The following is a 12,910-nucleotide window of genomic DNA, read 5'->3' on the forward strand; positions in this document are numbered from 1 at the left end:
TCAGAGGTAGTGCGCGATCGCGCGCGCGATGCTTCCCGATAGCAGACCGAACACGACCAGCGCGACGACGGCGCTCGTCCACGCGACACCCATCAGCACGCCGTCGCGCTCGAGGAAGGCGAGGGCGAAAAGCAGCACGAGCAGGCCCAGCACGTAGTTGGTGAACGGGATTGGCAGTGACAGCAGTACGCCCGTCGTGAGCACCAGCAGGCCGGTGAGGATGCCGGGCATCCAGTGGTCGAGCAGAACTTCGTAACGCGGGCGGACGACGCGTTCCAGCCGCGCGAGCCACGGGTCGAGCCGGTTGCGCAGTCGCAGCAGCGACGACGGCTTCGGGCTGCGCCGGCCGATGAAGCGCGGGAGCCAGGGGCGCCGCAGGCGAAGGAGCAACTGCACGCCGACGATCATCACCAGCGGGCCGCTGAGGCCGCCTGCGAGCCCCGGTACGGGAATGAAGGCGGGCGCGGCGGCCGCGATCAGCAGCATGCCGAACGCGCGGTCGCCGAGGCCGGTGAGCAACTCGGCGAACGTCGGCGTGCGGTCCGGTGCGGCCTTGGCGAAACCGTCGAGGAGCGCGCGCGTGCCGCGTTCGTCGGCGTGGTCAGGCGATGCGCGCATCGTCGTCCGGCGCGGGAAGCGACAGGCGCTGCATCAGCAGTTTGTCGATGCGGGGTCCGTCGAGATCGACCACCTCGATGCGCCAGCCATTCCAGTCGAAATGCTCGCCCGCGTGCGGAATGCGCCCGAACTGCGCGATGACCATGCCGGCCGCGGTGTGGAAGTCGTGCTCGTCTTCGTTCGGAAGCGCGCCCGTCCCGAAGACCTCGCGCAGTTCCTCGACACCGAGCGAGCCGTCGACGAGCAGGGAGCCGTCGTCGCGAACGACGATGCCGCTCGGGCTCTCGTCGCTGTCGTTCTGCATGCGGCCGATAACCGCGCCCATCAGGTCGTTGACGGTCACAAGGCCGCTGATGTCGCCGTACTCGTCGACGACCAGCGCGAGCGACTGCTGCTCCTCGCGGAAGATCTCGAGCAGCTTCAGCGCCGGCGTGGATTCGGAAACGAACAGCGGCTCGCGCAGGTTGTCGAACAGCGCGGGCATCTCGCCGCGGCCGATCGCGCGCAGCAGTGTCTTCGCTTCCAGGATGCCGATGACGTCCTGGTCGCTGCCGCGGTAGACCGGGAAGCGAGAGAACGGCGATTCGTGCAGCGCTTCGAGGTTCTCGGCGGCTTCGGCGGAGGCGTCGAGCCAGACGATGCGCGTACGCGGCGTCATCAGGCTTTCGGTCGTGCGATCGCCGAGGCTGAGCACGCGATTCATCATCTTGCGCTCGTCCGCGTCGATCACGCCCTGCTCGTGGCCTTCGCTGACGAGCATGCGGATCTCTTCTTCGGTGACCGCCTCGTCCCCGCCATCGCCGAGACGCAGCACGCGCAGCAGCAGGCGCGTCGATGTGGAAAGCAGCACGACGAAGGGCTTCGCGAGCTTCGCGAAGAAATCCATCGGATACGCGACGAGCGCCGCGATGGATTCCGGCCGCAGCGTGCCGATGCGCTTGGGCACCAGTTCGCCGACGAGGCCGAAGAAGAACAGCACCACGAGGAAGCCGGTCGCGCGCCCGATGTACGTGGCATAGGGCGCGAATGTCGGCATATCGCGCAGCGGCTCGGCGATCTTCTCGCCCATCGACTCGCCGCCGAAGTAGCCGGTGAGCAGGCTGAGCAGCGTGATCCACAGCTGCACGGCAGACAGGAAGCTTTCCGGCGCTTCCGCGAGCTCGAGTGCCTTGCGCGCGCGGCCGCTCGTGCTGGCCATATGGCGCAGGCGGCTCTTGCGCGACGTCATCACCGCCATCTCCGACATCGCGAAGAAGGCGTTGAAAACGACGAGAAGCAGGACGATCAGCAGGTCGCGCACGGACGGAGTCCCGATCGGGGCGGTCGCGGTGCGTGCCACGGGCCGGGCCGGCCTCGGCGGCACGGCGCGATCCACACTGCGGAATAGGGCGGGGGAGGTTTCAAGCGGGCGCGATCTTAGCAGGTGGCGAGACACGCCCCCCGTGAACACCCGGGCCACGCCCTATTCTCAGCGGGCGTTGTCATAATTCCGCAATTCGACGCTCCGAGAGACCCGCATGTTCTCCCTCCAGACGATCTTCGGCCAAGGCAAGCAGTTCTACGCGCTGCTGGAAGAGGCCGCCGTCGCCGCGCACGACAGCACCAAGGCGCTTCACGCCATGCTGCGCGACGCGGGCCACCAGCCGGCCCTCGACGCGTTCAAGCTGGCACGCCAGCGCGAGCGCGCGGCGTCCGACAAGATCCGTCACGAGCTGGTGAACAGCTTCATCACGCCGATCGAGCGCGAGGACATCGAAGCGCTCGGTTCCGCGCTGTACAAGATCCCCAAGCAGGTCGAGAAGTTCGCCGACCGCTATTCGATGGCGCTCCGTCAGCTGCAGGGCATCGATTTCGCGCCTCGCGCCGCGATGCTCGAGAAGGCCGCCGATGTCGTTGTCGAGATGGTGCGTGCGCTGCCGGCGATGAAGCTGGACGCGATGAAGAGCCTCAGCGACCGCCTGCGTTCGATCGAGAACGAGGCCGACCGCCTAATGCTCGAGCTCTACCGCGACATCTATTCGGGCCGCCTCGACGCGCAGCAGATGTTCCTGCTCAAGGAGTTCTTCGAGATCCTCGAGAAGGCCATCGACCGTTGCCAGGAAGCCGGCACCGTCGCCTACGAAATCGTGCTGAAGAACTCCTGAGGCGACGTCCATGCTGACCCTCGTGCTGGTCGTCGTGGTCGTTGCGCTCGTCTTCGAGTACATCAACGGGTTCCACGACACCGCCAACTCGATCGCGACCGTGGTCGCGACCAAGGTGCTGTCGCCGATGCAGGCCGTGATGCTGGCGGCGGGTACGAACCTCTTCGGCGCGCTGTGGGGTACCGCGGTCGCCAAGACGATCACGTCGGGCATCGTCGATGCGCACGTCGTCGAGGTGACGTCCCAGCTCGTGCTGTGCGCGTTGCTCGGCGGCATCGTCTGGAATCTGATCACCTGGGCGATGGGTTTGCCGTCGTCGTCCTCGCACGCATTGATCGGCGGCCTGTGCGGCGCCGCGCTCGCGGCATCGCGTGGCAACTCGCACGCGATCATCTGGGCCGAGCCCAAGGATCCGTGGTTCAAGAGCGGCGGCGTGCTGTGGAAGGTGATCGTGCCGATGGTGTCGTCGCCGCTGATCGGCTTCGTCGTCGGCTTCCTGATCATGGGCCTGCTTTACGCGATCATCTCGGGCATGGCGTCGGGCGCGAAGCCATTGCGTCGCGCCGCGCGGCCGCGCTGGGTGAACTCGTTCTTCGGGAAGGCGCAGGTGGTGAGCGCGGCCGCCATGGGCTTCGCGCACGGCTCCAACGATGCGCAGAAGACGATGGGCATCATCGCGATCGCGCTGCTGGGTGCGCAGTCGGCCGGCACGCTGGATGCGCTGCCGTCGTGGCTGAGCTTCATGCACCCGTCGGCGAATGCGTTGGCGACGAAGGACATCGACACCTGGATCAAGGTGTCATGCGCGCTCGTCATGGCGGCGGGCACCGCGGCGGGCGGCTGGCGCATCATCAAGACGCTCGGCCACAAGCTCGTGAAGCTGCAGCCCATCAACGGTTTCGCAGCGGAAGCTAGTGCGTCGGCCGTCATCCTGACCGCGACGCATCTCGGCATCCCGGTCTCGACCACGCACAACATCTCCGCGACGATCATGGGCGTCGGCACGGCGAAGCGCTCGAACGCGATCCGCTGGACCGTCGTCGAACGCATGGTGTGGGCGTGGATCCTGACGATTCCCGCGGCCGGCGGCATCGCATGGCTGTCGTACGAAGCGTTGCGCGCACTCGGCTGGACCTGAGGCCAGGCGATACGCAAAAAGAACCCCGGTGGGGCTCCGACCACCGGGGTTCCTCCTCCCGAGCGGGAGTCGCACTCGCTTCGGTGAGTGCGCGGCGGGATGAGCGCCGCGGATCGACGATCCGCCTGCGCCGGTTAGGCAGACGTCAACAGGCCGTTAGCCGGTAGCGCACGGTTCAGCACGCCGTGCGCGCGTGAATCAGAAGAGATCGCCGCCTGCGGACAGCGTGCGTTCCATGCGATCGCCGACGCCGCCGATCTCGAGCACCAGACGGTGCACTTCGGCGAGATCGAGGCCGTCGAGCGGACGGTTCTCGCAGAGTTGCAAATGCGGCACGCCGTCGAGATCACCGATCGCGAGATGGCCGACCTGGCTGTCCCAGTTGAAGGTGAGTGCGCGGCGCGCATCGACACCCGTCATCGGCGCGACCACGGTGCTCACGCGCAGATAATCGCGGCCATCCTCGTCCGGAATGCGCGTCAGGAAAATCGCCTGGTGGCGGCGGCCGTTCTCCAGCGACAGCTCGACGCAGACCATCCCGTCGTCATGCACGGTGATGTCGTGGCCGGCGCCGTCGAGGTAGTCACGGATATCGTTGAAGTCGCGCATGGTCAATCTCCTTGAGGCGACTATGCTAGCGCCATGGCTGCCTCCGAAACGAACGATGCCGCGCGCCGCATCTTCACGGCGATCCGTGCGATCCCGAAAGGCGAGGTCGCCGGTTACGGTGAAGTGGCGCGGCGGGCCGGGCTGCCTGGGCGTGCGCGCATGGTGGCGCGGCTTCTGAGCACGGCATCGGAGCCGAACCTGCCGTGGCATCGCGTGCTGCGTTCGGACGGGCGCATTGCCTTCCCCGACGGGTCCGAAGGCTTCCGCGAGCAGAGCGCCCGGCTGCGCGCCGAGGGCGTGCGCGTGGACGCGGGGAAGGTGGTCGGCGCACGCAAGCCGCGTACGCTCGACGAGTCGCTCTGGGGGCCACCGGAGTGACCGCAACGGCCGCCTGCGCCGCGGCCGTGACGACCGTTACCGTGGTGCAGCAGGTACCATGACGGCTCCCGAGGAGCCGCGATGTTTTCGAAAATCCCGCCCGTCACGCGGGCCCTGCTGATCGTCAACGTCGTTGTGTTCCTGCTGCAGTGGGTGGCGGGCGAATCCGCGTTCGGTGACGTGCTGGACATGATGCAGCTGTGGCCGATCGGCTCCGGCGACCTCTACGGCGCGCCGCCGTTTATGCCGTGGCAGCTGCTGAGCTACGGGTTCATGCACGCCAGCATCCAGCATTTGTTCTTCAACATGCTCGCGCTGGTGATGTTCGGTTCGCAGGTCGAGCATGTTTGGGGCACGCGCCGTTACCTCGGCTACTACCTCACGTGCGTCGTCGGTGCTGCGCTCTTCCAGCTGGCGGTTGGCTACGGAACGATGGCGATGGGTGGCGACGCCTATCCAACGGTGGGCGCGTCCGGTGCCGTCTTCGGCCTGCTGCTCGCGTACGGCATGCTGTTCCCGCATCAGCGCGTGATGCTGCTGATCCCGCCGGTACCGATGAAGGCGCGCACGCTGGTCATCGTGTACGGCGTGCTCGAACTGCTCATGGGGATCACGGGCACGATGCCGGGCGTCGCGCACTTCGCGCACCTCGGCGGCATGCTCTTCGGGTGGCTGCTCATCCGGTACTGGCGTCGGCGCCCGCCGTCGCGTGGCAAGCGTCCGCGGCCACCGCACATCCGCGCAGTGCACTAACGAAATCGCCCGCGATCGCGGGCGTTTCCATTTACCGTGTTCTCGTAAGCCTCAGGGCCAGAGACGAATCTGCTGCTCCGCCTTCGGCATCATCGCGTTGCCCGCCTTGCACGCGAACGTGGTGCCGAACGCAGGCTGGTTCATGAGCGGGAGGTTGGTGCGCCAGCGGCCCGGCGGATACGCGCTCGAGCCGGCGCGCGCAGTGGCTTCGTCGACGGATACCTGCTCGGGCCACAGGTGCGCCCAGCCGGTGTAGAACGCCTGCATCGCGTCCTTCGACGCGCCCGGCTGCGCCGCCTGCAGCGCCGCCTGCGCGAGTTCGACGCCCGCTTGGTCGGCGATGAGCTGATCGCGCACCAGCGTGCCGTTGAGCTTGACGCCCGTCAGCTGCGGATACGCGAGGGCATTCGCCTGCGTGGCAATGCTGTTGCCGAGCGACGACCATGCGGCGGTCTCCGTCGGCGTCCACCAGTCGCGGCCCTGGCCCTTCGAGTCAATGAGCCGGCCCTGCGCGTCGATCGCGTGGCTCAGCTCATGGCCGACCAGCGCGCCGTAACCGCCGTACAGCGACGCGGCGGGCTGCGTGGCGTCGAACACCGGCGGCTGCAGCATCGCGGCGGTGACGATCAGGCGGTTCTGCGGGACGTCGTAGGTGAGCGCGGGCTGCTGCGGCAGCACGTCCCAGCGGCGATCGGCATTGCCGCGTCCGATGCGGCGCATCTCCTCGCGATGACGCCAGGTCGACGCGATCAGCATGTTGCTGCCGAAGCTGCCACGGCCCATCGGCTGCACCGTGTAGTCGAGGTCGCGACGCGGCGCGCCGACTTCGACCTTGAGCGCGGCGAGCTTGGCTTTCGCCTCCGTCTTCGCGCCGGCGCCCAGGCGCGTGTCGCGATCGACCATCGCCGACAGCGCGTCACGCACCTGTGTCGCGATCTGTTCCGCCTGCGTGCGCGATGCCGCGGGCAGATAGCGCGCGACGTATTCGCGGCCGAGCATCGGACCGGCGGCGAGGTTGATCGCGTCGAGCACTTGCTGCTGACGCGGCAGCGGAGCGGACTGGCCGCCAAGGATGCGACCGCGGAAATCGAAGTTCGCATCGCGCCACGACTTGGCGAGGTAGGGCGCCATCGCGTCGCCGACGCGCCAACGCAGGAACGTCTTCCATTCGTCGACGGGGACGCCGGCGATAAGGCTGTCGAGCGTGGTGAACAACTCCGGGTTCGCCATCGACACCTGATCGTCGGTGACGCCCTGCGCCTTCAGGAAGTCGGCGAGCTGGAGTCGCGGGTAGGTCTTTGCAAGTCCGGCCGTGGGCACCGCGGCATAGTTCGCACGCGGGTCGCGCTGCGCCGCGAGCGGGCGTTCCGCGGCGGCGATGCGCGTTTCCAAATCCATGACGTAGCCGAGGTCCTGCGGCACCTGCGCCTGCGTCGATCCAGTCAACAGCAGGATCTTCTGCACGTAGGTCTTGTACCGCTCCATCACGTCGCGCGTTTCGGCGTCGGTGCGCGAGTAGAACGCGGGATCCTGCAGGCCGATGCCGCCGCCGGTGAAGTAGCCGATGTGGCGGCTGGTGTCGGCGAGGTCGACGTCGGCGCTGAAGTTGAACGCCACCGGGATGCCAACCTGGTGGAGCGCGGCGATCGCGGCCGGAATGTCCTTGGCCTTCTTGATCGCGTTGATGCGGCTGAACAGCGGCGCGATCGGATTGGCGCCGTCGCGTTCGACAGCCGGTTCGTCGATGCCGCTCGCCCAGAAGTCGCCGAGCAGTTTCTGCACGTCGTTCGACGGCGCGGTCATCGCACCGTTGAGCAGGTCGACCTGCTGCTGGTACGCGCGCTGGCGCAGCTGGTCGAGCGCGGAGATTGAGGCGACGCCCGGCGTGGCGGGATTCGACGCCAGCCACGTGGAATTCGCGTAGCTGTAGAAATCGGTGCAGGCGGTCGGCGCGGCCGACTTGGTGCTGCGCGACGAGGACGTGCTCGCCTTCTTCTTCGTCGCGGCGTCGACGTTCGGTGCGGACGTCAAGGCGAACAGGGCAACGGCCAGTGCGGCGACGATCGGGCGTGCGGTCATTGCGGGCGTCCATGGGGAAACCGGCAGGAGTCTAGCAACGGCGTCGCGATGCCAATGAACGATTTCGTCACGTCGCGAACGATCGCGAAAAAGGAAAGGCCCGGGTCGCCCCGGGCCTTTCGCATGTCACGTGCTACGACGGATTACCAGATCACGACCTGCTGGTCGCCACCGCGCACCATCGGGCTGCCGGCCTTGCACTGGAACGCGTTCGCGAACGCCGGCATGTTCGACGGCGCACCGATCGCACGGAAGTTCGCCGGTGCGTGCTCGTCGGTGGTGATGCGCAGCTTCAGCTCGTCCGGCGTGAAGTTGCGGCGCCACACGGTCGCGAAGTTGGTGAAGAAGCGCTGGTCGCGCGTCAGGCCGTCCTTGACGGTGTCCGGCTTGCCCGCGGTCGCCTTCTTCATCGCGTCGTAGGCGGTGTTGAGGCCGCCGAGGTCCGCGATGTTCTCGCCGAGCGTGTGCTTGCCGTCGACCTTCAGGCCCGGCGCCGCTTCATAACCGTTGAACTGGTTGACGAGCTTGTCGGTGCGCGACGCGAAGCCCTTCGAGTCGGCATCGGTCCACCAGTTCTCGAAGTTGCCGGTCGGCCCGAAACGGCTGCCCTGGTCGTCGTAACCGTGCGTCATCTCGTGGCCGATCACCGCGCCGATGCCGCCGTAGTTCATTTCATCCGGGGCCTTCGGGTCGAAGAATGGCGGCTGCAGGATCGCGGCCGGGAAGACGATCTCGTTCATCGACGGGTTGTAGTACGCGTTGACCGTCTGCGGGCTCATGCCCCATTCGGTGCGATCGACCGGCTTGCCGATCTTCGAGATGTCCCACTTGTAGTTGAACTCGTTCGCGGCCAGCGCGTTGCCGATGTAGCTGTCGCGCGACGTGCGCAGGCCCGACCAGTCACGCCACTTGTCCGGGTAGCCGATCTTCGGCGTGAACGCGGCCCACTTGGCGAGCGCCTTCTGCTTGGTTTCCGGCGTCATCCACTCGAGGTTCTCGATGCGCGCCTTCTGCGCGTCGCGCAGGTTCTGCACGAGCTGCTCCATGCGCGCCTTCGAATCGGCCGAGAACGCCGTCTTGACGTAGAGCTGGCCCATCGCTTCGCCGGCTGCGCCGTTCAGTGCGCCGAGCACGCGCTTGCCACGCTCTTTGATCGCCTTCTGGCCGCGCAGCGTCTTGTTGTAGAAGTCGAAGTTCTCGTTGACGAACGCGTCCGACAGATACGGCGACGCTTCGTCGACGGTGTGGAAGCGCAGGTAGCTGCGCCACGTCGCGGCCGGCACGTCTCCGAGCATCTTGCTCACTTCCTCATGGAACGACGGAATGGCGAGCGAGAACATCGCCGGCACGTCGAGGCCCTGCGACTTGAAGAACGTCGTCCACGGGAAGTTCGGCGTCAGCTTGTCGGCTTCGGCCGGGCTCACCGGGTGATAGAACAGCTCCGCGTCACGCGACAGCTCCGCGCGCGACTTCGACGCCTTGGCGAGGCGCGTTTCGAACGCCACGACATCCTTCGCCTGCTTGGCGGCATCGGCGGCCGACACGCCCGAAAGCGTCAGCACCTTGGCGACGTGCGCTTCGTACGCCTGCAGCACCTTGGCCTTCGAGGCGTCGGTATAGAACGTCGTATCCGGCAGGCCCAGGCCGCCCTGGAACGCGACGCCGATGTTGACCGAAGAATTCTTGTAGTCCGGCGTCGAGCCGAACCCGAACAGGACGTTCTCGCCCTTCGACGCGGACGTGCGCAGGTAGTCGGCGATCTCGCCCTTGTTCGACAGCTTGTCGATCGCGGCGAGGTGGCCCTTCAGCGGCGCGATGCCCTGTGCGTTGATCGTTTTGGTGTCCATGCCCGTCGCCCAGAAGTCGCCGACGATCTTCTCGACGCCGGTGTTGTTCTGCTTCGCGGCGACCTTTTCGGCGATCTGGCGCTGCACGGCGTTGCTGCGCTCGTCGAGCATCTCGAACGCGCCCCACGAGGTGCGGTCGGACGGAATCGGATGCGACGCCAGCCACTTGCCGTTGACGTAACCGCCGAAGTCCTTGCACGGATCCTTCGACGGATCGAGGTCGGTCTTCACGAAGCGGTTGACCGGCGGCAGCTTGGCGGTGTCGATGGTGAGATCGCCCGACGCCTTCCTGGCAGGGGCGGCGTAGGCAACGACGCCGGCGAGCGCGGCCGTCACGGCGAGGGCGAGGGGAAGGGTGCGGGTCTTGAAGGTCACGTCGGGCTCCGGAGCCGGGACAGGGTCGACCCGCGCGCAGGCACGGGCGACACGCCAAAAGGCATGCCGGCCGGACGTTAGCGGCTGACATGCCACTAGGGAGGGTGCCGGACGTCACATGTCGCGTTTAACAAAAACGTAACAACGACAATCTGGACGGACGGTGTGAAATCCCGTTTAACGAAAACTCCTGTTCGTCTACAGTGCGTTGGCGTCATTCGCCGCCTGTAAAGGGCCCGTGTCACAAATCGATGAGGTGCTTAGTGAAAACTGTCACAAAACTCCTTGCGACCGCCGGGCTTTCGGTGCTCGCCCTGAACGCATCCGCTGCTGACGGCGCGTCTAAGTATGGGCCGCGTGGGCAGGCGGTCTATTCGATCGTGAGTCAGTGGGGTCCATACATCGAGAAAACGTACGGCCAGCCGGTTGCGAAGTGGGCGAAGAGCATGGAGTCCACATTCGCCAAGGCACCTTTGGCTTCGCTCCAAGCGGCTGCGGAGAGCAAGACGTTCGGCGCGATGTCCAGTGCTCTGGTGCCGATCGTTAAAGGCAGCCGAACCGGGTTGAGCACAGCGACACAAACGGGCTTGACAAAGTCCACCGGGCAGTTGCTTGGCGATGCTGCGCAGGATCTGACATTCATCCCGATCACGCCCTGCCGTATCCTCGATACCCGTGTGGCCGGCGGTCCGATTGCCGCCAACGGAACGCGAGACTTCGACGTTACGGCCGTTTCGGACTACTCGTTCCAAGGAGGTGAGGCGTCGAACTGCAACGGCCTCGGTGCGGCAGGTTCGTTCGCCGCGGTTGCGATCAACCTAACGGTGGTAACACCGGGCGCGGCCGGCTACATCACCGCGTATCCATACCTTGCGACACGGCCCAACGCAGCGACTGTGAACTACGTGGCCGGCGACATCCGCGGAAATTTCGCTATCGTGCGGCTAGACCAAGGGTCCTCCGCTAACGAAATGACCATCTACTCGCTCGCGGGCACGCACGTCGTCGGTGACGTCGTCGGGTATTACATCCAATCGCCGGCGACCGCGCTGAGTTGCGTCGACACGGCTAATACGATCGTGAGCGTCGCCGCCGGCGGCACGTCGAATGTAAATGCGCCGGCGTGCGCGACGGGGTACACGATGACGGCCACGAACTGTGAGACCGGCAGTTGGGACATGCCTATCGTGTTCAGCCACGGCGGGACGTGTTCGGCAAAAAACAACAGCGCTAGCGCAGCGGAACTCCGCGCGTCGCGTACCTGCTGCCGAGTGCCCGGCCGCTGACCCGCCACCGGCGAACGGGCGTGCGCCCTTCCGCCGCAGGAAGTCGACGCCAACGCGCCCCGGCGCGTTGGCGCTTTGCTTCCGCAAGCGCGATGGCTCATCAGGTGGTAGACTAGACCATGTTAGCGCTCGTGCTATCGCCCTAACGGGCGCGTTTTCCAGGTTCTCGCAGGCCCTCTGGCCGTGCCGCAGTTCGCGGCATTGCGACGTCATCCGCACGCATTCTCGACGCCGACACGCGCCGGCTCTTTTCCGGCGCGTCACCCCTTTGCTCGCAGCGCGGTAGGAAAGCTCCGAGTGGACCCGCGGTCATTCCGCGGCGTATTTCCATTGGAGCATCACCATGACTGAACCCTCGACCTTCGAGGCGCTCGGCCTGCCGCCCGCCGTGCTGCGCGCGCTCGCCGTCCTCAACTACAACACCCCGACGCCGATCCAGCAGGCCGCGATCCCGGCGGTTCTCGCCGGCCGCGATGTCCTCGGCGCGGCGCAGACCGGCACCGGCAAGACCGGCGCATTCGCGCTGCCGCTGCTGGCCCGCCTGTCCAAGACCACGGCCGCGCAAGGCCCGCGCCGTCCGCGCGCGCTGATCCTCGTGCCGACCCGCGAGCTCGCGGTGCAGGTCAACGAGAGCCTGCGTTCGTACGCCCGCCACCTGCAGCTGCATACCTGCATGATCTTCGGCGGCGTCGGCATGGGCCCGCAGATGGACGTCCTGCGTCGTGGCGTCGACATCATGGTCGCCACGCCCGGCCGACTGATCGACCACCTCGAGCGCGGCACCGCCAAGCTCGATTCGATCGGGATCCTCGTGCTCGACGAAGCCGATCGCATGCTCGACATGGGTTTCATGCCGGCGATCAAGCGCATCGTCAACGGCGTGCCGAAGTCCCGCCAGACGCTGCTGTTCTCGGCGACGTTCGAGCCGCGCATCCGCGGCCTCGCGATGGACTTCATGCGTAACCCGGTCGAAGTCGAAGTCGCGGCGCGCAACACCGTCGCGTCGACGATCAAGCACATCGCGCATCCGGTCGACGGCAGCCGCAAGAAGGACCTGCTGGTCCATCTGCTCGCCACCCGCTTCCAGGATCGCGTGCTCGTGTTCGGTCGCACCAAGCACGGCTGCAATCGCCTCGCCGAGCAGCTGGAAGACGCGGGCCTGAAGGCCGTCGCCATCCACGGCAACAAGAGCCAGGGCCAGCGTCAGAAGGCGCTCGACGCATTCAAGGCCGGCCGCGCACGCGTGCTGGTCGCGACCGACGTCGCCGCGCGCGGTCTCGATATTCCGGACCTGCCGCTGGTCATCAACTTCGACCTGCCGATGGTCGCCGAGGACTACGTGCACCGCATCGGCCGCACGGGTCGCAACGGCGCGACCGGCGAGGCGATCTCGCTCGTGGGCGTCGACGAAGGCGGCCTGCTGGCGCAGGTGCAGAAGATGCTCGGCCAGAACGTGCAGCAGGAAACGGTCGAAGGCTTCGTGCCGACGCGTCCGCTGCGCATGGACATGAAGCCGGTGCAGGCGCAGCGCACGCCGCGTCCGGCGCATCGTCCGCACGGCAAGCCCGCTGCGCGCCATGCGCATGCGCAGTCGCCGAAGGGTCGCAGCAGCGCAGGTTCGCGCCGTTCGAACGGATCGCGCTGAGTTGATCGAGCGTCGTCGCGTAATTGCGACGATGTGAT

11 protein-coding genes are annotated in these 12,910 nt (G+C 66.6%); 6 read left to right on the forward strand and 5 right to left on the reverse strand.

All coding sequences use genetic code 11. From position 1 onward, the window contains the following. Positions 1–618 (reverse strand): exopolysaccharide biosynthesis protein, encoded by a 618-nt coding sequence (locus tag EVS83_RS03680; RefSeq protein WP_133499662.1) that lies wholly within the window; start codon positions 616–618, stop codon positions 1–3. Continuing rightward, positions 602–1,918 carry a hemolysin family protein gene (locus tag EVS83_RS03685; protein ID WP_133499663.1) on the reverse strand — a complete coding sequence of 439 codons (1,317 nt, stop codon included), beginning with the start codon at positions 1,916–1,918 and terminating at the stop codon, positions 602–604. Before EVS83_RS03685 ends, EVS83_RS03680 begins: the two co-directional genes overlap by 17 nt. Positions 1,919–2,135: 217 nt before the next feature. On the opposite strand from EVS83_RS03685, the gene EVS83_RS03690 reads away from it, so the two are divergent. Continuing rightward, positions 2,136–2,762, forward strand: a complete 627-nt coding sequence (locus tag EVS83_RS03690; protein WP_133499664.1) for a DUF47 domain-containing protein — start codon at positions 2,136–2,138, stop codon at positions 2,760–2,762. A 10-nt stretch (positions 2,763–2,772) separates the two neighbouring features. Beyond that, complete coding sequence (locus EVS83_RS03695) at positions 2,773–3,900, forward strand: inorganic phosphate transporter (protein ID WP_133499665.1); 1,128 nt, start codon at positions 2,773–2,775, stop codon at positions 3,898–3,900. 198 nt (positions 3,901–4,098) lie between these two features. On the opposite strand, the gene EVS83_RS03700 is transcribed toward EVS83_RS03695, so the two are convergent. Continuing rightward, positions 4,099–4,509: a type III secretion system chaperone family protein gene (locus EVS83_RS03700; protein ID WP_133499666.1), complete on the reverse strand. Its 411-nt coding sequence runs from the start codon at positions 4,507–4,509 to the stop codon at positions 4,099–4,101. A gap of 33 nt (positions 4,510–4,542) precedes the next feature. On the opposite strand from EVS83_RS03700, the gene EVS83_RS03705 reads away from it, so the two are divergent. Both EVS83_RS03705 and EVS83_RS03710 read left to right on the forward strand, forming a co-directional pair. Continuing rightward, on the forward strand, positions 4,543–4,887 hold the full coding sequence (locus tag EVS83_RS03705) for an MGMT family protein (protein ID WP_133499667.1): 345 nt from the start codon (positions 4,543–4,545) through the stop codon (positions 4,885–4,887). Between the two features lie 81 nt (positions 4,888–4,968). Next, positions 4,969–5,640 (forward strand): rhomboid family intramembrane serine protease, encoded by a 672-nt coding sequence (locus EVS83_RS03710; protein WP_133499668.1) that lies wholly within the window; start codon positions 4,969–4,971, stop codon positions 5,638–5,640. Between the two features lie 51 nt (positions 5,641–5,691). On the opposite strand, the gene EVS83_RS03715 is transcribed toward EVS83_RS03710, so the two are convergent. Together EVS83_RS03715 and EVS83_RS03720 are read right to left on the reverse strand one after the other, a co-directional pair. Next, positions 5,692–7,719, reverse strand: coding sequence for a M13-type metalloendopeptidase (locus tag EVS83_RS03715; protein ID WP_133499669.1), 2,028 nt, complete (start codon positions 7,717–7,719; stop codon positions 5,692–5,694). 143 nt (positions 7,720–7,862) lie between these two features. Next, positions 7,863–9,941 (reverse strand): M13 family metallopeptidase, encoded by a 2,079-nt coding sequence (locus EVS83_RS03720; protein WP_133499670.1) that lies wholly within the window; start codon positions 9,939–9,941, stop codon positions 7,863–7,865. 263 nt (positions 9,942–10,204) lie between these two features. Between EVS83_RS03720 and EVS83_RS03725 the strand changes: the two genes are divergently transcribed. Next, positions 10,205–11,227 carry a hypothetical protein gene (locus tag EVS83_RS03725; RefSeq protein ID WP_133499671.1) on the forward strand — a complete coding sequence of 341 codons (1,023 nt, stop codon included), beginning with the start codon at positions 10,205–10,207 and terminating at the stop codon, positions 11,225–11,227. Between the two features lie 343 nt (positions 11,228–11,570). Further along, entirely contained in the window at positions 11,571–12,872 is a 1,302-nt protein-coding gene (locus EVS83_RS03730) for a DEAD/DEAH box helicase (protein ID WP_133499672.1), read from the forward strand. Positions 12,873–12,910: the final 38 nt, after the last annotated feature.

Origin of the sequence: Cognatilysobacter terrigena (genome assembly GCF_004361065.1) — a bacterium.
Taxonomy (GTDB): domain Bacteria; phylum Pseudomonadota; class Gammaproteobacteria; order Xanthomonadales; family Xanthomonadaceae; genus Cognatilysobacter; species Cognatilysobacter terrigena.

What these genes read in the sequence shown, in the direction of transcription:
- EVS83_RS03680 (WP_133499662.1), bottom strand. Translation starts at nt 618, where the DNA reads ATGCGCGCATCGCCTGACCACGCCGACGAACGCGGCACGCGCGCGCTC.
- EVS83_RS03730 (WP_133499672.1), top strand. Translation starts at nt 11,571, where the DNA reads ATGACTGAACCCTCGACCTTCGAGGCGCTCGGCCTGCCGCCCGCCGTG.
- EVS83_RS03690 (WP_133499664.1), top strand. Translation starts at nt 2,136, where the DNA reads ATGTTCTCCCTCCAGACGATCTTCGGCCAAGGCAAGCAGTTCTACGCG.
- EVS83_RS03700 (WP_133499666.1), bottom strand. Translation starts at nt 4,509, where the DNA reads ATGCGCGACTTCAACGATATCCGTGACTACCTCGACGGCGCCGGCCAC.
- EVS83_RS03710 (WP_133499668.1), top strand. Translation starts at nt 4,969, where the DNA reads ATGTTTTCGAAAATCCCGCCCGTCACGCGGGCCCTGCTGATCGTCAAC.
- EVS83_RS03715 (WP_133499669.1), bottom strand. Translation starts at nt 7,719, where the DNA reads ATGACCGCACGCCCGATCGTCGCCGCACTGGCCGTTGCCCTGTTCGCC.
- EVS83_RS03705 (WP_133499667.1), top strand. Translation starts at nt 4,543, where the DNA reads ATGGCTGCCTCCGAAACGAACGATGCCGCGCGCCGCATCTTCACGGCG.
- EVS83_RS03695 (WP_133499665.1), top strand. Translation starts at nt 2,773, where the DNA reads ATGCTGACCCTCGTGCTGGTCGTCGTGGTCGTTGCGCTCGTCTTCGAG.